This window comes from Enterococcus sp. AZ103 (genome assembly GCF_051714685.1).
Lineage (GTDB): Bacteria > Bacillota > Bacilli > Lactobacillales > Enterococcaceae > Enterococcus_A > Enterococcus_A alishanensis.
Genome location: NZ_JBIOSI010000002.1, coordinates 398690 through 420107 on the forward strand (window position 1 = coordinate 398690; position 21418 = coordinate 420107).

22 protein-coding genes are annotated in these 21418 nt (G+C 36.7%); 6 read left to right on the plus strand and 16 right to left on the minus strand.

The window, feature by feature from the left end:
* Positions 1–197: 197 nt before the first annotated feature.
* The 14 genes from ID741_RS16525 to ID741_RS16590 form a co-directional block, all read right to left on the minus strand.
* Entirely contained in the window at positions 198–647 is a 450-nt protein-coding gene (locus ID741_RS16525) for a flavodoxin (RefSeq protein ID WP_218325627.1), read from the minus strand.
* Between the two features lie 184 nt (positions 648–831).
* Complete coding sequence (dapF, locus tag ID741_RS16530) at positions 832–1662, minus strand: diaminopimelate epimerase (protein ID WP_218325626.1); 831 nt, start codon at positions 1660–1662, stop codon at positions 832–834.
* Between the two features lie 10 nt (positions 1663–1672).
* Positions 1673–2971 carry a diaminopimelate decarboxylase gene (gene lysA / locus ID741_RS16535; protein WP_438720823.1) on the minus strand — a complete coding sequence of 433 codons (1299 nt, stop codon included), beginning with the start codon at positions 2969–2971 and terminating at the stop codon, positions 1673–1675.
* Between the two features lie 231 nt (positions 2972–3202).
* Positions 3203–4051 carry a mannose/fructose/sorbose PTS transporter subunit IID gene (locus ID741_RS16540; RefSeq protein WP_246601439.1) on the minus strand — a complete coding sequence of 283 codons (849 nt, stop codon included), beginning with the start codon at positions 4049–4051 and terminating at the stop codon, positions 3203–3205.
* Positions 4044–4859, minus strand: a complete 816-nt coding sequence (locus tag ID741_RS16545; protein ID WP_438720824.1) for a PTS mannose/fructose/sorbose transporter subunit IIC — start codon at positions 4857–4859, stop codon at positions 4044–4046. Before ID741_RS16545 ends, ID741_RS16540 begins: the two co-directional genes overlap by 8 nt.
* A gap of 21 nt (positions 4860–4880) precedes the next feature.
* Entirely contained in the window at positions 4881–5360 is a 480-nt protein-coding gene (locus ID741_RS16550; protein WP_438720825.1) for a PTS system mannose/fructose/N-acetylgalactosamine-transporter subunit IIB, read from the minus strand.
* Positions 5357–5788 (minus strand): PTS sugar transporter subunit IIA, encoded by a 432-nt coding sequence (locus tag ID741_RS16555; protein ID WP_438720827.1) that lies wholly within the window; start codon positions 5786–5788, stop codon positions 5357–5359. Before ID741_RS16555 ends, ID741_RS16550 begins: the two co-directional genes overlap by 4 nt.
* 147 nt (positions 5789–5935) lie before the next feature.
* Positions 5936–8713: a sigma 54-interacting transcriptional regulator gene (locus ID741_RS16560; RefSeq protein WP_438720828.1), complete on the minus strand. Its 2778-nt coding sequence runs from the start codon at positions 8711–8713 to the stop codon at positions 5936–5938.
* A gap of 102 nt (positions 8714–8815) precedes the next feature.
* Entirely contained in the window at positions 8816–9208 is a 393-nt protein-coding gene (locus ID741_RS16565) for a hypothetical protein (protein WP_218325619.1), read from the minus strand.
* A gap of 271 nt (positions 9209–9479) precedes the next feature.
* Positions 9480–10919, minus strand: coding sequence for a PTS mannitol transporter subunit IICB (locus tag ID741_RS16570; protein WP_438720829.1), 1440 nt, complete (start codon positions 10917–10919; stop codon positions 9480–9482).
* Positions 10920–10935: 16 nt separating this feature from the next.
* Positions 10936–11364, minus strand: a complete 429-nt coding sequence (locus ID741_RS16575; protein ID WP_438720830.1) for a PTS sugar transporter subunit IIA — start codon at positions 11362–11364, stop codon at positions 10936–10938.
* Positions 11365–11378: 14 nt separating this feature from the next.
* Positions 11379–12509 (minus strand): mannitol-1-phosphate 5-dehydrogenase, encoded by a 1131-nt coding sequence (locus tag ID741_RS16580; protein ID WP_438720831.1) that lies wholly within the window; start codon positions 12507–12509, stop codon positions 11379–11381.
* Between the two features lie 9 nt (positions 12510–12518).
* Positions 12519–13076 carry a 6-phospho-3-hexuloisomerase gene (hxlB, locus tag ID741_RS16585; RefSeq protein WP_438720832.1) on the minus strand — a complete coding sequence of 186 codons (558 nt, stop codon included), beginning with the start codon at positions 13074–13076 and terminating at the stop codon, positions 12519–12521.
* 2 nt (positions 13077–13078) lie between these two features.
* Positions 13079–13759, minus strand: a complete 681-nt coding sequence (locus tag ID741_RS16590) for a ribulose-phosphate 3-epimerase (RefSeq protein ID WP_218326147.1) — start codon at positions 13757–13759, stop codon at positions 13079–13081.
* 187 nt (positions 13760–13946) lie between these two features.
* Here ID741_RS16590 and ID741_RS16595 point away from each other — a divergent pair, with 187 nt between their 5' ends.
* A complete protein-coding gene (locus ID741_RS16595) occupies positions 13947–14696 on the plus strand; it encodes a DeoR/GlpR family DNA-binding transcription regulator (RefSeq protein WP_438720833.1) in 750 nt (249 codons plus the stop codon).
* A gap of 46 nt (positions 14697–14742) precedes the next feature.
* Positions 14743–15084: a carboxymuconolactone decarboxylase family protein gene (locus ID741_RS16600; protein ID WP_438720834.1), complete on the plus strand. Its 342-nt coding sequence runs from the start codon at positions 14743–14745 to the stop codon at positions 15082–15084.
* A 36-nt stretch (positions 15085–15120) separates the two neighbouring features.
* Here ID741_RS16600 and ID741_RS16605 read toward each other — a convergent pair whose 3' ends face one another.
* Both ID741_RS16605 and ID741_RS16610 read right to left on the minus strand, forming a co-directional pair.
* The gene (locus ID741_RS16605; protein WP_218325609.1) at positions 15121–16452 is read right to left on the minus strand and encodes a uracil-xanthine permease family protein; all 1332 of its coding nucleotides are present in this window, start codon (positions 16450–16452) and stop codon (positions 15121–15123) included.
* Positions 16453–16755: 303 nt separating this feature from the next.
* Positions 16756–17904, minus strand: coding sequence for a M20 metallopeptidase family protein (locus ID741_RS16610; protein ID WP_438720835.1), 1149 nt, complete (start codon positions 17902–17904; stop codon positions 16756–16758).
* A 392-nt stretch (positions 17905–18296) separates the two neighbouring features.
* Here ID741_RS16610 and dapA point away from each other — a divergent pair, with 392 nt between their 5' ends.
* From dapA to ID741_RS16630, 4 genes are read left to right on the plus strand one after another with little or no spacing between them, the layout of a single operon-like run.
* Entirely contained in the window at positions 18297–19187 is an 891-nt protein-coding gene (gene dapA / locus ID741_RS16615) for a 4-hydroxy-tetrahydrodipicolinate synthase (protein ID WP_438720836.1), read from the plus strand.
* A 1-nt stretch (position 19188) separates the two neighbouring features.
* A complete protein-coding gene (gene dapB, locus ID741_RS16620; RefSeq protein ID WP_438720837.1) occupies positions 19189–19944 on the plus strand; it encodes a 4-hydroxy-tetrahydrodipicolinate reductase in 756 nt (251 codons plus the stop codon).
* 7 nt (positions 19945–19951) lie between these two features.
* Positions 19952–20659 carry a 2,3,4,5-tetrahydropyridine-2,6-dicarboxylate N-acetyltransferase gene (gene dapD / locus ID741_RS16625; protein WP_438720838.1) on the plus strand — a complete coding sequence of 236 codons (708 nt, stop codon included), beginning with the start codon at positions 19952–19954 and terminating at the stop codon, positions 20657–20659.
* Between the two features lie 56 nt (positions 20660–20715).
* Positions 20716–21318, plus strand: coding sequence for a hypothetical protein (locus ID741_RS16630; protein ID WP_438720839.1), 603 nt, complete (start codon positions 20716–20718; stop codon positions 21316–21318).
* Positions 21319–21418: the final 100 nt, after the last annotated feature.

A 21418-nucleotide genomic window follows, 5' to 3' on the forward strand; every position in this document is an offset into this window, starting at 1 on the left:
GTTTTACTAAAAGCGCTTTCTGTACCTTTATGATAAGGGTGAAAAAAGAAAATAGCTATTCAATCTAGTACTAAAAATTTCAAATCGTCTTGTGACATTTTTTTATTTACAAAAAAATAAGCCTAAACTAAAGGGGCTAGTTTAGACTTACCTATTATGATTTAAATCTTCAAATTACTTAAATAACTAACAGGAATTTACGCTTCAAATTCCACTACATTTTTAACAAATGCTTTTAATGCCGGAACATCGTCATCATCGTAAGCGTTATCAATTTTAACTAATTCACTTCCACGGACTGCCCCAGTTTTTTCAAAAGTCTTATCAAATTCAATAGCTGCGTTACAAAATGTTGCATGATGCATGTCATCATCGCCAGAACCCACAACACCAAATACTTTTCCAGCTAAATCTTGATCAGGTAGTTCTTCAAAGAAATCTTCTAAGTCATCTGGAACATCGCCATCTGTATAAGTAAATGTTGCCACTACACAAATATCCGCATCCGCAAAACTATCTTCATCTGCATCATCAGCCTCGATTAATTCAACTTCAACATCATGGCTTTTAAACTCGTCAACTAAAAATTCCGCAATTTCTTCAGTATTGCCTGTTAAGCTTGCATAAACAATTGTCGCATTTTTCATCATAATTCCTCCAAAAAATTGATATTTAGTACTTTTTTCACTTAATTAAAGAGTACGCTATAAGAGAGTTTCAGTCAATATATCAGTAGATAGCCACAATATTGGTTTTAGATCGTTTATGTTCTTATTGTATAAAAAAGTGCACAGAAAAATTATCTTTCCTGTGCACTAGATATTCAACTTATTAAAGTTCTAAATCATCATCCAACACGAATCCTTCAGCGACTAAATTCGTATCACCAATTAAAAATAACTGGTCATCTTGTACTTCCACCTGTAATTCTCCACCTAAAACTTCAACTTTTACTAGGTTTTCGTTAACTAAATCACGCTGAACAACGGCATAAGCTGTCGAACCAGTACCCGTGCCGCAAGCTAAAGTAAAATCTTCGACACCTCGTTCATAGGTTCTTTCAACTAACGATTGATCTGGTAAAACATCGTAAAAATTCACGTTAGCGCCTTTTTCCAGTTGTGGATGATGACGTAATTTTTTGGCTATATCCATTAAATTTTCAGTTTCCATCATTGCTAAATCTGGTTGGCGCACGACTAAATGAGGAATTCCAGGATTGCCTAACTCGACATAATCGACTAAAACAGCATCTCCATCAATTTCTAGTGCTAAATCTTTTGTGAAGACACTAGGTGAATTTAATTGAACACGGAAAATTCTTTGATTAATTTTTTCTGCCGGCACATCACCTGCGATGGTTTCCATCACCATTTTTTCACCAGCTAACTGATGTTCAATCGCGTAACGAGCAACACAACGAGCGCCGTTCCCACACATTTCAGCTTCTGAACCATCCGCATTAAAATAACGAGCAAAAAAATCGCCGCCTTTTTTTGCTGGTTCTAAGACAATCATCGTATCGGCACCGATGGATAAACGGCGCGTACAAATTCGTCTTGCTAATTTCATTAATTGTTCAGTATTAAAAGTCAGCGCCATATTATCAACGAGAATAAAATCATTTCCCGCTCCCTGCATTTTACTAAAAGCCAATTTCATGTTTTTTCCCTCACTTTAATGATGCTGGAATGATTTCATTTGCCAACATTTGATCAAAATTTTGTCGACGCACAATTAAATCTGCTTTGCCATTTTTTACTAAAACCACCGCTGGAATCGCTAATTTATTGTAATTACTAGCCATTGAATAGCCATATGCACCAGTCGAAAAAGTCGCAAAAATATCCCCAGCTTCAATTTTTGGCAATTCAATATCTTTAATTAAAATGTCGGTACTCTCACAAGCTTTACCAGAAATTGTTACCGTCTCGATAGCTGGTTCATCTGCTTTATTTGCTAAAACTCCTGTGTATTCCGCTTGATAAAGTCCTGGACGAATATTATCAGTCATTCCGCCATCAATTGACGCGTACTTACGAATACCAGGCAATTCTTTAATTGCCCCAATTGTATGAAGGGTAATCCCAGCTTCAGCGACAATACTTCTACCAGGCTCAATCACAACTGCCGGTTGCGGATAATGCTCTTTTTGACAAAAGTCCAATAATTTTTCCATCATAGGATCGGTAAAGTAATTAAAGGGTTGCGGCTGATCACTATCCACATAAGTAACACCAAAGCCACCACCAAAGTTTAATTCTTCAATGATATAATCAAATTTTTCTTTCACCAACCGCACTAAGTCTAAAGCAATTGTCACTGCTGCTAAGTGAGCATTATTTTCAAACAATTGGCTGCCAACATGAAAATGAAAGCCTAAGAAATTCACTTCTGGTGCTTGAATCGCTTGCTCCACTTGTGGGAATAAGATCGCTGGATCAATCGGAATACCAAATTTTGAATCCTTTTGTCCAGTCGAAATAAACGAATGAGTAGCTACGGAAACTTCTGGCGTGATTCTAAATAAAATATTAATGACTTTATTTTTCTTTGCCGCAATTGAGCGAATAATCGCCACTTCCTGTAAGCTGTCCACAATAATTCGACCGACACCATAATCAATCGCCATTTCAATTTCAGCCAGACTTTTATTATTGCCATTCATTTCAATCAATTCTGGGGGGAAATCGGCTTTAATAGCAGTATACAATTCTCCATCAGAAAGAACCTCCAATGAGAAGCCTTGTTTTTCAATAATTTTTAGCATCGCCAAAGTTGAAAAAGCTTTGCTGGCATAAGCCACTCTTACTTTTTCATATTTATCGACAAAATTTGTCTGTAATTCTTTTAGTTTATTTTCAATTTTTGTTTGCGACATCACATATAAAGGCGTCCCAAACTCTTGCGCCAACGCAACTGTATCACAGCCATCCCACATCAAATGACCATTTTTCGTTTCAAAATCCATCGCAACCTCCGAATATTTATTTGCTTCATCTTAACAAGATTTTTTATTAAAAGAAAGTAAAAGATTGATGAAAGCTAGATAATTAAAAAATAAATATTGATGACAGACAGTTAAGCTTTATCAACTGGTATTTTTACTTTCTATAAAATCAAAAAAGCTTTTAATGAATAAATAAATATCCAGTAGAATAGAAAAAAGGATTGCGCATTTTCTCCGCAATCCATACTTATTTTAACCCAAGAAGCCAAAAGCTTTACCAGCAATACCAACAATGAAGATTACTAAAATAATTAATAATGGACTAACATTTTTCTTCAACAGCCAAGAAACAAATAAGGTCAGTAATAAGGCCAACATTCCAGGCATAATGCTATCTAGCACATCTTGAACTGTTTGTGTAACTACTTTACCACTGTCATTAGTAATCCGAGTCGCAATGATAGGAATATTTATCGTGGTCCATTTGTTAACTAAAGCCCCCATAACGAATAATCCAACGACTGACGCACCTTCAGTTAATTTTTGAATCCGGCCACCAGCCATCTCTTTAATAATTTCATTTCCTTTTTCATATCCCAAAGTTAAGCCAAAATATTTAGTTGCTAGACGAATCGCATTAATAGCTACAAAAAATAGAATTGGTCCCGCGATACTACCAGCTGCTGCTAACGATGCACCTAAAGCTGCTAATACCGGACGCGCTGTTCCCCAGAAAATCGGATCACCGACACCTGCCAAAGGTCCCATCAAACCAATTTTCATTGCGGAAATTGAATTACCTGGCAAATTCCCGTGGTTAGCTTTTTCTTCCTCCATCGCACCGACAACCCCAAAAATTGGTGCTGTTAACCAGGGGTGCGTATTAAACCATTCTAAGTGACGCTGCAAAGCTTCATTTCTTTCTTTTCCTGGTGCATATAAACGTTTAATTGCTGGGATCATAACAAAACAGAAGCCCATATTTTGTACCCGTTCAAAGTTAAATGAACCAAGCAATAGATTTGATCTTAAAAACATACTATTTAAATCTTTTTTTGTTAATTTATTTTGATTTTCCACAGTTTTATCCTCCTTAAGCATCCAAGTCGTCGTCTAGGTCGTCATCGTAATCATTGACACTTTGATTATTTGGTGTTGCAACAGCTGCTTTGCCTCCGCCGACAACATTATATTTTAATTGAATAAAAAGAAGTGCTAAACAAAGACCGAGCCCACCAAAACCTACTAAGTTGAAATTAGTGAAGGCGGCGAATAGGAAGCCCATATAAAAGAAAGGTTTCAAATAAGGAACATCCATCATATTAATAACCATGGCGTAACCAACAACTACGATAATGCCACCACCAATTTGCAATCCACCTGTGATTACCTCTGGAATACTATTTAAGAAACTACTAACTGCATTTGCACTAATCATTGTAATGATAAATGTTGGGATCATGACACGAAGCGCTTGTAATGAAAGACCGAGTAAGTGCATGCGTTCAATCCCTTTAAAATTACCATTAGCTGCATAATCGTCTGCCTTATGAACAAAGAAAACGGTAATAGTACGAACAAAGATTGTTAATGCTTGACCGGCTGCAGCTAAAGGTACTGCAATCGCAATGCCTTCGCCGATTCCTTGATTAGAAACAATTACTAAAATAGTTGAAATTACTGAAGCAATTGCTGTATCAGGTGCCATCGCCAGACCAACATTCATCCATCCTAAGGCCATCATTTCTAAAGTTCCACCTAAGAGTATGCCTATTCCAACATCACCTAAAACTAATCCTACCAAAGTACAAGCAACTAATGGACGGTGTGTTTGCGCTTCGTCTAGCACACTCCCCATACCCGTAATACCAGCAACCACTAAAAGTAATACAATCTGTATTGCGTTCATCTTTTCAAACTCCTTTATCCTTTATTTGTGTAATTCGTTATAAAAATCAGTACTAGAATCTCCCGGTAGTTGACGTAATTCTAATTTCACACCTAGATCGTGTAATGTATCAAAAGCTTCGATATTTTTTGGTGACACGCTAACAGCTTTAGTAATTTGCTTGCGGTCTTTTTCAAAACGCATCCCACCAACATTAATTTCTTTTAATGGGACACCTTTTTCCACTAATTCCACGATATCTTCTGGTCCTTCAAATAACAGCATGACAGAATCATTCTCATAGCGTGGTGAGTTGTAAGCCCGCACCATTTTATCAACAGTTACCGCACTGGCCTTCACATTTGCTGGGGCAACAGATAAAATTAACGTTTTTCTCATTTCATCATTGGCTACCGCATCTGATACAATAATAATCCGATCAACCGGTCGTAATTTAACCCATTTAGTTAAAACCTGTCCGTGGATAAACCGATCATCAATTCTCGCTAATTCTATTTTCATAATAAATCCTCCTCAGAATCTGTTTGGGTCTTTTTAATTTCTTCAGTAAAAACTTTAAAACTCTCGTAGCCAACGTTTTTTAATGCTGGTAGTATCTCGGCTAGATTCTCGCCGTCCTTACGACTAGCGGCTTCTAAAACTAACGGCAAGTTCACACCGGTTAAAATATCGGCGTTTTTCAATGGGTAAATAACTTGCGCTGCAGCATTGTAAGGTGTTCCCCCAAACACATCAACTAAAAATAAAACTTCTTCTCCTTCAGCTAATGCATCCATCTCCGCCTGAAATTTCTCCTGTACTTGTGGTAAGCCTTCTCCTTTTAAAAAGGGAATAGCAATGACCGCTGGATCTGCTCCAAAAATCATTTCAAAAGCACTGAGTATGCCAGTTGAAAGTTGGCCATGTCCACTAATTATTATTTTCACCATACTTTCGCTCCTTTCCTTCACTTTCAATAAAGCAAGTAACGTGCCAAAAAAGTGTTTCCCTTTAAAATGACAGTTTTTATCAATAAAAAAAGAAGTGTTTTAATAAAATAAAACACTTCTCCAGCTTTTTTTAATTTTTAAAACACTTTAGTCTGCTAATAAAACTTCTGCAATAAACGTTTTCTCATCTTGCGAAATATTTAAGTCCAGCTTCTCTTCAACTGGGGCAATTGTTTCCCCCACTAAAGCCAGCAAATCAACCAACTCTTCTCGCAAAGGCTCATCGTAATCCAGTGAACTTTGTTTCAGCACCCGCTCAAAGGCAAAGGCTGTGTGGACGACTAATTTTAATGACAAAGAATTGGGAAAACTTCTACCTAACTTGATTTGTAAATCGTCGATCCACTCCATTAATAAATCAGTTATATGATGAGGGTTTAAGTAGACTAAATACATATTCAAAGTATCTTGTACCAAATCACGAATAATGACATTATCTTTGGTGATGACTTCTTTGTTGCTATCGTACTGGCCCAATAATTGTCGTAAAGCCCGCTCTCCTGAGCCGTCCACCAGATTTTCTAAAGAAATATATGGTACGTCAATTTTGGGATTTTTGGTACCCACAGAAGCAATGACTTGGTATTTTTCCAAAAGATCAGGAATGTCTTCCTTCATTTTTAAGCTTGAAACAGTTACTACTCGAACTGTTTCATCTGTCTGACTATCCACCACTTTAGTAATCATTTCTTCTAATTTTTTGGCGGTCCCTTGACCAGTGGTACAGACTGCTAAAATGGCTTTATCCCGTCCACCAGTTAAGCCTTGTAATTGCATAGCTGACAGAAAATCTTTCGTAACAGAGTGATAAATACCGTTTAAATCTAGATCCATATAATTTGTTTTCCGCGCCACGTCTAATACCATACTAGTCGTCACGTTGGGAATGGTTTTGATTGGGACTTTAGTGGCTTTAATTAACTTTTCTTCAAAAGTTGCTAAAGAGCCCATATCAACCAACATTAAGACGCCACGGCCTTGATTCATTTCTTTGATAGTTTCAACTAATTTAGCAAATAATTCCTCTGGCTGAACTTCCAACGGCATGTTTAAAGCGGTCATCGGAACATCTCCTAATAAATCTTTGGCCACTTGCACCATCGAAGTTGCCGTTGAATTACCATGAGCCACTACTAAAACACTCACCTTCTTCTTTTCATCAAGTGTTTCAATTGAGACTAACAACATTGTTAAATAAATGACTTCTATTTCGGGGAAACTAATTTCTAAACTACTTTCTATTTCGGTTTTAAATAAACAGGCAACTTGGTATTCATTCGCATTTTCTTTTTTTATTTCAATGATATCAAAGGGAGAAAGCAGTTTATCCTTCGTTTCTCGGTGAAAATACGCATCTAAATGCATGCCAATGTAATATAAGAAACGGTTATCAAAGGTTACACCCATCTCTGCCTCAGCAATATTTTTCAAACGCAAAGTCAATTCTGAAATCTTTGGCTCGACAAATTTCAATAAATTATAGTCAATTGTGCTCTTATTAACAAAGTTCCGTACATATAGATGCAGGTCGGTCATAATATATTGATGGATATCCTTCTTAGAAATGCCTTCTTTTTCAAGTATATTGACCTTATCTTCAATGACCTCATAAATATTGAGACCACTGTTTTCTTCTTCGAGGCTTTCTTGTAACTTATTAGGATAAATCACCGTTGTCACATCAACATAAGAAGAAATTTCCTCGGATTTTTTAATATTTTGACTGCTGGAATGCCACTGATTACGGACTTCTTCCGGCAAACTTTGGAGTGTAATCTTGATTTCATTGCCTTGGTGGAGCTGTTTCAAAAATGCCTGGGCACAAACCAATTGAATTTGCGATTTCAATTGTCCAACATTGCCATAATTTACCCCTTGTACCAGCGCACTAATCACATCAATGTCGATATAAAAAGTTTTCTTCACCCGTTTGGCCTCATTTTCAAACAAGAACTTAATTAAATCCACCCGTTCTTCGATTGAACGATGAATTAAAGCAGGAATTTCAATAGTCATAGGAATTCGTCGTTGAAAAGTGCCTAACAAATTTGAGTTAGGATCTTCGGTAGTGGCACAAACGATTAAAACTTCGGCTTCCCGTTGAAAACCATTTTCCCCCATTCGATTGAAATGCCCGTTATCAATAAAATAAAACAACATTTCTTGACCTTCCGGCGTCAAGCGATGGACTTCATCTAATAACAATACGCCATGATTGGCTTGTTCTACTAAGCCGGGATGGTCTTCATCCGCACCAGTAAAAGCCCCTTTAACATAACCAAACAGTTGCGACATCAAAAGTTGAGGATTGTTATAATAATCAGCACAGTTAAAACTAATGAAGGGTGCTTTAACATCAAACAACTGCTCGTAAATCCCATATTGATAAATTTTATTGGCAAAAAAAGTTTTTCCAGATCCTGTTGGCCCCAAAAGCAACATATGCAAGCCATTCGGTGGATAATGAACTGCAGCTTTGGCTTGAGAGACAGCCTTTTTCAAACTAGCCTTGTGACCAATCAATAAATCGAAGGGATTACGATTTTTTTTATGATTGAATTTAAGTTGATTGTCGACAATAAATTCATCAACGTTTTCGATTTCATTACGACTAGCTGGCCATTGAATATGTAAAATTTCTTCTAAAGCTTCCACTGAAATATAACGCACAGGATATCCTTTGATTTTAACAACCATTTCATCCCGGACTAGCTTGTTCAACTCTGAACTAACATTTGCTCGAGACAACGCTAACAATTCTGCCAACTCAGAAGCTGAAGAACCTTTTTCTTGGATTAAACGAGTCTCATCACTCGTATACCAAATTTCATTTAGTTTTTGATACACTTTGTCAATCCGCTTCATTTTTTCACCCCTTTTTTGAAACACTTTTCTTCATTATAGACAACGCTCGGTCTTTTGCCAATCTAAATTAAAAACCCGAGACGGCAATCTCGGATTTTTTAACTATTCACTAAAACTAGCAACAATATTTTTTAGATTTTGTTTATGCCACTTTGTTCCTGTCATGGATGATAGATTGAATGACAATTTTAAATGTTGATCATTGGCTAATTTCTCTTGTGTTTCAATGGTTAACTGATAGTTCAGACCTTGCTTGGTTAGCTCTTTACTAACAATTTCTGATTGATCTACCAATAAATAATCCGTGAAAACTTCCAGTTGACGATTATATTTAGCAGCCGCAAAGAAATTTTCACTATAATAGAGGCAACTCATAATCGGACTTAGACTGACTACATTGATGGAAATCACCGAATGACCCAACGAAAACTGACGGTCAGTAAACTTACTAGCTAAAAATTGACAAAAACTCTCCTCTTGCAAAAATAACGCCATAAAATATCCCCTCACTTATTTTCATACTTGCAGTGTACCTTACTTAAGGATTTCTTGACAATATAAAATAAACAAGAGATTTTGTTTCTTACTATATTACTTGAACCTCACTTACCATTTCTGTAAAAGCCAGATTATTAGAATAACCAACTTACCTATAAAGAATTTAAATTTTTTTCCCAAGTACGAAGTGATTAAGTGATTAATATTAAGAAAGTTCTCAATTCAAAATTTGATTCTAAAATCTTTTCACTTAATCTCATCAAAAAAATTATTTTTTCTCTTTGGATTCTTTCACATCTTCAACCAGCTGATCAATTACTGGATCTTGTAGGTAATTTTTTAAGGTAACAATCTTTGTGTTAGGATGTGCCTTTTCTGTTCTTTCAGCTAAATCCTGATGAACCACGATTAAATCACTGTCTTCTGGAACATCCTCAATACGATAATGTTTCACTTCTACATCTTCAATACCGACTTTTTGCAATTTCTTTTTAAAGGTTGTTGCACCCATCGCGCTACTACCCATGCCAGCATCACAAGCAAAAGAAATTTTATGGAAGGTGGATGCTAATTTATCTTCTTTGTTATTATTTAATAATTCTTTCCCTTCAGCTTTCATTCCTTTAGATTTCTCTACTGATTCTGCAAAAAGCTCATCATCTTCTTTTTTATCTAATTTCAATATAAAAGATGTTACCAAGAAGGATACTGCCGTTGCTACTATGACTCCGGCGATTACGCCCACAAAATTCCCTCTTGGTGTCAAAGCTAGATAAGAAAAGATTGAACCAGGACTTGGACCAGCTACTAGGCCTGCTCCAAATAATTGGAAAGTCATGGTTCCGGCCATACCACCTAGAATCATTGCAATAATTGTAATTGGTTTCATTAGAACATAAGGAAAATACATTTCATGAATGCCACCAAAGAAATGAATAATAATCGCACCTGGCGCTGTTCGTTTGGCTGCTTTTTGCCCAAAGAACGAATAAGCTAATAATAATCCTAATCCAGGTCCAGGGTTTGAAGCTACCATAAAGTAAATAGATTTTCCGGCTTCTAGTGTTTGTTGCATTCCTAATGGATAGTAAACACCTTGGTCAATCACATTATTTAGAAATAAAACTTTTGCTGGTTCATTGATTAACGAAAGTAATGGTAAGAAACCTGTAGAGACTAATGCCTCAATCGCACTGGTGACAAAATTATTTGCGGATTGAATCGTTGGTCCAATAACTGAAAAAGATAATACCATCAAAATGAAACCGAGAATACCGATTGAAAAATTATTGACTACCATTTCAAAACCGGCCGGAATTTTATCTTCTAAGAACTTATCGGTTTTTTTCATAATCCAGCCACCTAAAGGTCCAACAACCATTGCACCTAAAAACATCGGAATATCCGCACCGATAATCAAACCTATTGTTCCTAAAGACCCTAATACGGCTCCCCGTTGACCACCTACCATTCGCCCACCTGTATACGCTAATAATAATGGCAATAAATAAGATACAGTCGGACTTACAAGTTCATTTAATGACTCATTGGGAAACCAACCTGTCGGTATGAAGAGAGCGGTTACAATCCCCCAAGCAATAAAAGCACCAATGTTTGGTAAAACCATGTTTGTCAAAAAACCACCAAAAGCTTGTACACGCGCACGAGTAGACACTTTTTTTGGCTGATCATTTACTGAATTTTCCATGTTCACATCTCCTAACTTAATTAATTAAAGATAATAAATCCGCTTCATTTTTTATTGTTTTTAACTGTTCTGTTAATTCCTCATTACTGAATAACTCAGCTAAACTAGCAATCATATCTAGATGACCCTCGCTAGTCTCTGCTGCTAAAACAAAAAATATTTTGACTGGAATTTCTTTAGGAAAATAGACCGCTTCCTCTAGCTTTAAAAAACTTAAACCATTTTTTAAACTTCCCAGTTCTGGTCTTGCATGGGGCATAGCAATTTCTGGTAACAAAACCATATATGCACCATTTACTTCAACACTCTCGATCATAGCTTGAATATAGCGATTTTCAATTGTCTGGGTTTTAAGCAGTGGTTGGGCAGCTAAATCAATTGCCTCCTGCCAACTAGACACGCTATCAACAAATTGGCAATTTCCGACTAAATATTTTGCTAACAATTTTTACTCCTCCTTTACTTGAAATTTTGGTATTGCTGGACAATCTCATTGATAGTTTGTTCCGGTAATTGGGTAATTTCTCTAACCACCTCAGTGATACCGTTTGCTTGAATATTTTTTTGTAGTAATTGTGCACTTTCATCTTCTTTGGCTTGAAATAAAAAACCAGCAGCAATAACTTCTATACCTGTTTGGTGAGGTAATCCTAGTTTGACTAGTTGGCTTACTGGTCCGACTAGACGGTCATGAGGGCTTAATTTTCTTAATGGATCTTTGCCCACTCGGTTGACATCATCTGATAAATTCGGATTACCATGGCGAACTAAAGTTTTTTCACTAAAAGACAATAATTCTGATAGATTCATTTGATATTTTCCCACAAAATAAGCCCGATTTTCAGTCATAAATTGGCGAACTTTTTCACTAATAACGGGATCTTGAAAAGCGTCCTGAACCGTTTTATAACCTGTTACAGCTCCTAAATAAGCTAAGGCAGCATGCGAAGCATTAACAATAAATAGCTTTCTTTCAATATAGGGCGCCATATTTTCGACAAAAGTTACACCTGTTAAATTAAAAGATGTATCAGGTGCCATTTGTTTTTGGTCAATTACCCATTCATAATAAGGTTCCACTTGCGCTATGCTGCGGCCAGTAATTACTTTCGTAAAGGATTGCCGATCAATTGCAGTATCAACGAAAAAGCCCAATCTATTGATTTCTTCTTTTTCTGTTTCATTACATATTTTAAAAACTTTTTCTTTCAATTTTGTACTAGCATTAATCATATTTTCATTTGCTAAAATATTAATAGGCTTTTTTCGTGCTAAAATACCTTCCTTGATCAATGAGGCAATTTTATCCAAATGACTGGCACCAATTGAAGTTGTTATTAAATCAGCTGCTGTAATTTCCTGAACTGCTTGTTCTCGGTCACTTATACTATTTATCGCCTTTATCCGATCGATTTTTTTCATTATCGGATTTTCAGTTAAATACTCAATTTGATAAAAGCCATCCTGATTTAACTGATCAATTAAGTTCTGATTCGCATCCAAGAAAGAAACCTCAAAATCATTCTCATGTAAAACCTCACCAATAAATCCACGACCAATACTTCCTGCACCGATATGGACTGCTTTCATTTTTCTCACCTACTCCAAGTTTGCATGATACTGCCACAACTTCGGCATATCAATCTGATTTTTCTGAATTATCATTAATGCGATTGTATCTCCTAACAACAATAAACTTTGTTCAAATAAACTAGTCATCGGTTGAATTGAAGGGATTTCTCCTGGTAAATTTAGTTTTGTTTGAACAGGAATTCGCACAAAATAATCTGTCAACTCGCCCATGGAACTCTTAGGATTGGCACCGATATGGGCAACTTTAGCATTAAAGGATCGGGCTTTTCTAGCAATTCCTAATGGAAATAAACTTTCCCCACTACCAGAGCCAACAATCAATAAATCATTTTCAGTAATCGCTGGTTCAGTAATCTGACCCACTACTACAGTATCTACACCTAGATGTGCTAGACGCTTGGCAACTGCTTCTAATGATAATAAAACCCGACCAACTCCTACAAAAAATACACGATCAGCTTGCTCGATTGCACCAATCAATTGATCAACCTGTTCATTTGAAACTGCTTCTAAAGTAGAAATTAATTCTGATAAAACTTCTTTTTGTACTTGGTTAAATGACATGTTTATCCTCCAATCACTTTCATCAAAGTTGCTTTATTTTCCGTTAAAGTATTATCCGGAATAAATAAGCTGGTGCTTCCTAACACTAAATTATTGGCACCTGCCTTAATTAGATCCGGTATAGATGCTAGTGAGACCCGGCCATCTACTTGAATAGCAGTCGTTAAACTATTTTTCTCGATTAATGTTTTCAGATCAATAATTTTTTGTTGCGCATAAGGAACTTGCTTTTCATTCTTATTACCTGCAAAACCAGGATTAATAAGCATCAAGCAGACCAAGTCTAAATCAGGTAAAACATAAGCTAAATCTGACAAAGGAGTCGCTGGATTTAAAGCTACACCTACTTTGGTACCGGTATTTTTAATTAATTGAATGTACCGATCTACGTGTAAACTGGTTTCTAGGTGAAAAGTGATGCTTTCCACGCCAATTTTCAGCATTTCTTGAATGAAAAATTCGTTATTTGTGGACATAATATGAATATCAAAATTCATTTTTGTAATTTCCCGCATCCGCTTAATCGTCTCTAAACCTAAAGGCATACTGGGAGAAAAATCGCCATCAATCACATCGATATGCAAGGTATTTAAACCATTTTTCTCCAGTTCACGAATATCATTCTCTAAATTAACCAAATCAGCACACATAATTGACGGTGACAGCACAATATCTTTCGTCATTTTTATATATCTCCTCTCTTAATTGCTTTCATTGTAAACGCTCATTAAATATAAATCAATACAAACATGCAAAATAAATTATATAATTTGCATGTTAATGCTTTTAATCATGCAAAATATTGAAAAATTGACGACAAACCGCAAAAATGAGAAAATATAAAAAAGACTTAAAGTAGGTGCTAAAAAAATGTTAAAAGAGGAAAGACAGCAGACAATTATCGATATTTTAAATTCCGAACAAAAAGTCATTGCCAGTGATTTAAGTGCTCGCTTGGAAGTTTCTGAAGACACAATTCGCCGTGATCTAAAGGAACTAGATAGTAAAGGCCTTTTAAAACGTGTTCATAGTGGCGCATTACGGGTAGGGCCTCCTGTTACTGATTTTAGCTTTCGGATTAATCTAGACAACGACAAAAAAACAGCGTTAGCCAAAAAAGCCTTGCCGTTTCTAAAAGAAGACAGTGTCATTATCATCGATGGTAGTACGACTAATCTAGCTTTAGCCAACGAAATTCCGCTAGATTTTAGAGGACGGATTATCACTAACAGTCCACCGATTGCAATGGCATTGTCCCAGCATAAAAATTTAGAAGTAATTAATCTGGGGGGAGAATTTTATAAACAATCAATGATTAATATTGGGGTAACAACTTATAAGAGTCTCAAACAAATTCGGGCCGATCTTTATGTAATGGGGGTATATAATCTTGATTTAGATGCAGGAACAAGTGTCCCTACGATAGCTGAGGCAGAAATTAAACAAGAAATGACAAGGTGTGCTACTGAAGTTTTAGGCATGGCCACAACTGATAAGTTTAGTACTGTCAGTCATGCAATTGTCGGACCAATTGATGATTTAACTTATTTAATTGCGGAAAAATTACCTAATCAAATTCGTCGGGAATATAGTTTGAAAGATGTTTTATTAATTGATTGAAAACGTTTGTGTTATAATAAATTCATCAAATAATAGGAGGTATTTTATGAGTTTAGCAGAAACCCAACAAGAAATGGCGCAACAAAATAAGATTTTGATGGAAGCCATCGGAAGTACCGGTCAAGCATTTAAGGGAATGGCACAAGCGATTAACGAGGAAAGTGCCGTTGATGCCAAAACGAAAGAACTAATTACTTTAGGCGTAGCTATTGGTGCTCGTTGCGAAGGTTGCATCATCACACATGTCGGTTTAGCGATTAAAGCTGGCGCAACTTTTGAAGAGCTAGCTGATGTAGCAAAAATTGCAATTGGTATGTCTGGCGGACCTGGTGCAGCCTACAGTGGAAAAGCCTTAGCTTATGCGAAAGAAATGTTAGAAAATCAATAAGAGAAAAGCCAGAGCAATTTTATGCTCTGGCAATTTTTAGGCTTTTTCACGTCCCACTTTTGTATGATTTAATAATAAATTCAAAATAATCGCGATAATTGTGGTAAGAACTACTTCAGAACCACCAAAAATTTGATCGACCCAAGCAGGAAATCCTGGACCAGCCAATGAACCTGTTGTCAATGGGATTCCAATCCCAAAAGCTAACGATAAGCCGATGATACCTGTATTAATTCGAGAAAAACCAGCCGAAGCAATCATTTTCATTCCTGTCATGGAGATTGAAGCAAATACCGCAATAGTAGCCCCACCAATTACGGCTTGTGGAATAGTCGTCAATAAGGCTGAAATTTTAGGCACAAATCCAGCAATCATTAAAACAACTGATGCAAACAAGAAAACGCCACGATTAACCACTTTAGTAACAGAAACCAAACCGATATTTTGACTAAAAGTTGCTGTAGGTAATGCTCCGAAAAACGCCCCTACAAAAGTTGTAATACTATTTCCGATGATACCGCCGCCTAATTCTTGATTGGTTGGTTCACGATCTAAACCACTGACAGTCAAAGCAGTCAAATCTCCTATCGCCTGCACTGCATTTACAATAAACATAATAGTTAAAGTTACGATGGGAATAACTTCAAATTCTGGTTTAAAATGTAATGGCTGAACCATTTGGAAATAGCCAGCATTTGAAATCGCCGAAAAATCTACCATTCCCAATGCAATGGATAATAGATAACCAGCAATTACACCAATTAAAATTGACGCTAGACTAAACACGCCTTTAACAAAATACGTAAAGAAAAAAACAATCGCAAACGTCGCTAAGCCGACGCCCCAATTTTGCAGCGAACCAAAAGTAGGACTAGCTTTTCCTCCCGCCATATAACCTACCGCTACATCGAATAATGAAAATCCAATACTCAAAATAACTGTTCCAGTAACCAAAGGTGGAAATAATATTCGAATCTTATTAATCCCCAGACCAACTAAGACGGAAACAATACTACCCACCATCTGAGCACCAATGATCATGCCAAAACCTGAAGCTTCTCCATTGGTGATAGAAAGTAAAATTGGCACATAGGCAAAACTAGTCCCCATCATCACTGGTAGCCGGGAACCAATTCCAAAAGGTTTAAAAAGTTGAATCAAGGTAGCAAAACCAGAAAAAACTAAACAAGTTTGAATAATTAAGGTTCGATCTGCCGCACCCATTCCGCTGGCTCCGGCAATCATGATTCCGGGTGTAACGATTCCAACGGCTGCTGCGACAACGTGCTGCATACCTAAAGGAACTACTTCTGATAGTTTAGTTTTTGCATCGTACTGAAATAAATTGCTTTTCATCTCTGCTTTCATTCTTTTCCTCCTCAAAACATTTTTCTGAGACTTAAGTGACTGAGCAATTAATGATTCGAAAGTGAACAGCATCACAAGGACAAACAGAAAGGGCTTACATTTTAAAAAAAGAGCATGACTCGTCACCTTCAACAAATCTATTATATAAAAATATTTTTTTCGATACAAATAATTTTTTTGTTTTTTTAAAATATTTTCATGAGATTCTCTTTTGAGTCTTTAAACCGTTATTTAATTTAAGCGCTTTCAATATGTGCTGCATTAAAAAAGAGAAACAGTTTCAGCTGTTTCTCTCGGACTTATTTAATTAAAAGCTTTTAACAAGCGTACGTAAGTTTCTACACCCGTCAACAATGCAGCTTCATCAAATTGCATTTTTCCATTGTGTAATGGATGAATATAACCTTTTTCTTCGTTACGAATACCTAAAAAGAAAAATAATCCTGGTATTTCAGTTTGATACAAAGAAAAATCTTCAGCCGTCAAAGAAGGCGGCGTTTCTTCATAGTATTCTGCTGTCGTTTCAGCTAAAATTTGGACCATCTCTGGATCATTATCAACCACCCGATACATGTGATTAAATTGGACTTCTGCTTCACAACCGTAACCTTTAGCAATCTCTCCAGCTAAAAGTTCAATTCGTCGAACGATTTCATCATATACCCGATCATCAAATGCCCGTAAAGTACCTTTCATTTCAACTTCTTTAGCAACGATATTCATGGCCTCACCACCATGGATCGTCCCAAAATTCAAAACTACGGCATCTAAAGGATTGATATTTTTCGCTAAAATACTATTTAGGCCTGAAATAATTCCACCGGCAGCCACAATAGCATCTGCCCCTAATTGCGGTTGGGCGCCATGACTGGAACGGCCTTTAATTTTCAAAGTGACTTCAGCATTTCTTGCCATTAAGCCATGAGGACGTGAAGCAATTTTCCCAGCAGATAAATCTGGCCAAACATGGAGACCGACAATTTTTTCTACGCCTAATTTTTGTAAAATCCCTGTTTCTAAAACTAACTTCGCTCCACCAGGACCCTCTTCGGCTGGCTGAAAAATTAAAACGACCGTTCCGATAATTTCATCAGGATGTGCAGTTAAATATTTGGCAAAAGCTAATAAGGTCGCCATGTGTCCATCATGTCCGCAAGCATGCATCTTCCCTTTAGTTTTTGAGGCAAATGAAACACCCGTTTCTTCTTCTACAGGTAACGCATCAATATCTGAACGAAAAGCAATGGTTTTGCCAGTTTTTTCTCCTCGTAAGACAGCAATTGTTCCAGTTTCAATCACTTCATAAATTTCTTGAATACCAAATTCGGTTAATTTTTGACGAATATATGCAGCTGTTTTTTTTTCAGCTAAACCCAGTTCAGGGATTTGATGCAAATCACGACGAGTCTGTGTCACAAAAGATTCTAATTCAATTATTTCTGAAGCTAGCATTTAATCAACTCCAATTTTTTTATTTTCATATTATAATATAGATCGCTACTTTTGCCTAATTTTAATAAAAAATGATTATTTTATGAAAATTTATTGACTACAGTATCTGAATTCTGTAGGATAAAGCTATAAGGAATCGTTTTCAAAGATTTCTAATGTATTACGTTACAGTTCACTAAAGGTGCAGAATTATCCGCTAATTCTCTAACCTCTTAATCGAATCCTTTCGTTATATTCCTGCTGCACCTTTTTTATTATCAGTCCCCCATCTTGGGAGGCTGATTTTTTTGTTAATAACTTGGGTTTTCATTAGAAAATCATTGATACTTTCTCATATAATAGTTATAATTCAATCATCTTAATAAGAATATTTTTTTCGAGGAGTGTATAGATTGAAAATTTTTGAAGGCTCTGCAGTTGCACTAGTCACCCCATTTTTTGCGGATGGCTCTGTCGATTTTAAACAATTAGAAGAACTAACTGAATGGCAAGTTTCTCAAGGTACTGATGCAATTGTCGCTTGTGGAACGACTGGGGAAGCATCGACATTAACCAATGATGAACATATTGCTGTCATCGAAGCAGTAGTAAAAAAAGTAGATGGCCGAATTCCTGTGATTGCCGGTACTGGTGTTAACGACACCAATCATGCGATCGAATTATCAACTGGCGCGGAAAGAGTGGGCGCAGATGCTTTATTAGTAGTAACACCTTATTACAACAAAGCCAATGAAGATGGTTTGTTCATGCATTATGAAAAAATTGCTCAAAGTGTCAAACTGCCTATTTTATTATATTCAGTTGCTTCACGGACAAACTTTAATATCCCACCTCATATGGTAAAAAGATTAGCTACAATTCCAAATATTGTGGGCATCAAAGAAGCTTCTGGCGATATTTCGCAAATCGCTACAATTGCTCAAATCATGGCAGAAGAGCAAAACTTCGCGATTTATTCTGGCAATGATGACCAAGTCTTAGCCATTACAGCATTGGGCGGTTCTGGCACGATCTCAACGATCGCCAACATAGCTCCAAAAGCGACCAGCGAATTAACAAAACGTTTATTAGCCGGCGATTATGAACGGGCACGTCAATTACAATTGGCACAAATTCCTTTGATTCATGCAATTTTCTCTGAAGTCAATCCTATTCCAGTTAAAAAAGCTGTTGGACTACTTAAAGGAACCGAAACTCATTATCGCTTACCGTTAAGCCAACCATCTGAGGCAACAGTGGCTCGTTTAGAAAAAGAAATGCAAGCGTACGGTTTGGAGGGTTAATATGCTAGACGTTATATTAAGTGGCGCCAATGGCAAAATGGGTAAAGTTTTGCAAGGAATAATTGCTCAACAAACTGAAATGCAAGTCGTAGCTGGTGTCGATCGTGAATCTTTTACTGCTGAGTTCCCTACTTTTACGCAAATTTCTGACGTAAATGTTTCAGCAGATGTGATCATTGACTTTTCCCACTTTTCAAATGTACCAGCAGTTTTAGGGTTTGCAGTTGAGAAAAAAATGCCTGTAGTAATTGCTACAACTGGTTTGGAAGAAGAACAAAAACAAGCATTATTAGCTGCTAGCAAAGAAACAGCCGTCTTCTTTTCGGCTAATATGTCCTTAGGTATTAATTTATTAGCGAAAGCCATTCGCGAAATTACACCGTTACTAGAAGACGAATTTAATATCGAAATTGTAGAAAAACACCACAATTTGAAAAAAGACGCCCCCAGCGGCACTGCCTTACTTTTAGCGGATGCCGTCAATGACAGTGTTAAAGAAAAGAAAGAATATATTTATGGTCGCCATGGCAATGATTTAACTAATCCATTATCTGAACTAGGCATTCATGCTGTTCGGGGTGGGACGATTCCCGGTGAACATACCGTGATTTATGCAGGTCCCGATGAAATCATTGAGCTGAATCATTTTGCTTTATCCCGTAATATATTTGCCAACGGTGCAGTAAAAGCAGCCAAATATATAAATAAAAAACCTGCTGGCCTATACGACATGGAAAAATTAATTGATGAGAAATGAGGATACTATGACAAATTTTACTGACCCTTATGAAATTGCCAAATATATAAAAAATGCTGAAAAAATGACCCCTGTCAAAGCTTATGTCCAAGGAAATTTAACTGACGTAACAGCTGACAAAGTACAATTTTTTGGTGAAAACAATAGCTGGACTTTAATTGGTGATGCTGCTGCGGTGAAAAATGTATTAGCCGACCATGCAGAGAAAATCACTGACAGCTATTTGGAAAATGATCGCCGTAATTCAGCGATTCCCATGCTAGATATGACTGGAATCAATGCTCGAATCGAACCGGGTGCCTTTATCCGTGATCGAGTAGCGATTGGTGATAATGCTGTGATTATGATGGGGGCCGTAATTAATATTGGGGCTTCCATCGGCGAAGAAACAATGATTGATATGGGCGCAATTTTAGGCGCACGAGCAACTGTCGGCAACCACGCTCACATTGGTGCTGGCGCAGTCTTAGCTGGCGTTTTAGAGCCACCTTCAGCGACACCAGTTATCATTGAGGACAATGTTTTAGTTGGTGCCAATGCCGTAGTTTTAGAAGGCGTTCGCGTCGGAAAAGATGCGGTTGTTGCTGCTGGTGCCATCGTAACTGAAGACGTACCTGCTGGTGCAGTCGTTGCAGGTTCTCCAGCTAAAGTCATCAAGATGAAAGATGAAAAAACTGCTGGTAAAACAGAATTCTTAAACGATTTGCGTAAATAGTCATTTTTCTCTACAATTTATTTTGTAGGGAATTTTTTTATTTTAGGAGGGATTTTTTGAAAGATTTAATTGATTATTTAGAAGAACATGTCGATGGAAAAACTTTAGCCACCGAAGAACTAATCTATGAATTAGAAAACGGCGAATTGCAAGGTGTTTACAGTGATCAAATGTCCTTTTCCAGTTTAAAATACAATAAATCAAGTTGCCAATGGGACATGTTCATTGTATCAAATGAAAAAATTTGGGAAATGACGGCTGGTAAACCTGATAAATTGAGAAAAGATTTCAGCAGTGTGGGACTTTTTCGTTTTGAACTAGCAAAACGTCATAGCAGCGGGAAAATTACCGGTAGCTTTCGCTTCATTTCAGCAACCGGAAAGGACGTGCCTGCCAATGGAATCGTCAGTGGAATTTATGATGTGCAATTAGAAGATCAAGTATTATCGTTAATGGAGGACCAGACTTTGTATCGCGACCAACCGATTGCCGATGGAAAGTTTAAAGCAATCGCCTTTAAAGCTCGTCACAAATTTTATTTAGATCAAGAAAAACTCCATTATCATTACGATGGAGAAAGCTTTGATGTAGATACGGTTAGCTTACTTCGCAAAGAATCTGGCGACCATTTTCCACCATTTGTGTCGATGGAAAAATAGTTTCAATAAACTGTCGTTGCGGCAGTTTTTTTGTTCTCAAAAGAGCATCACAGAACAAATCTCGCAAATTTCTTTATGATAAGCTAAAAGAAAAAGGAGT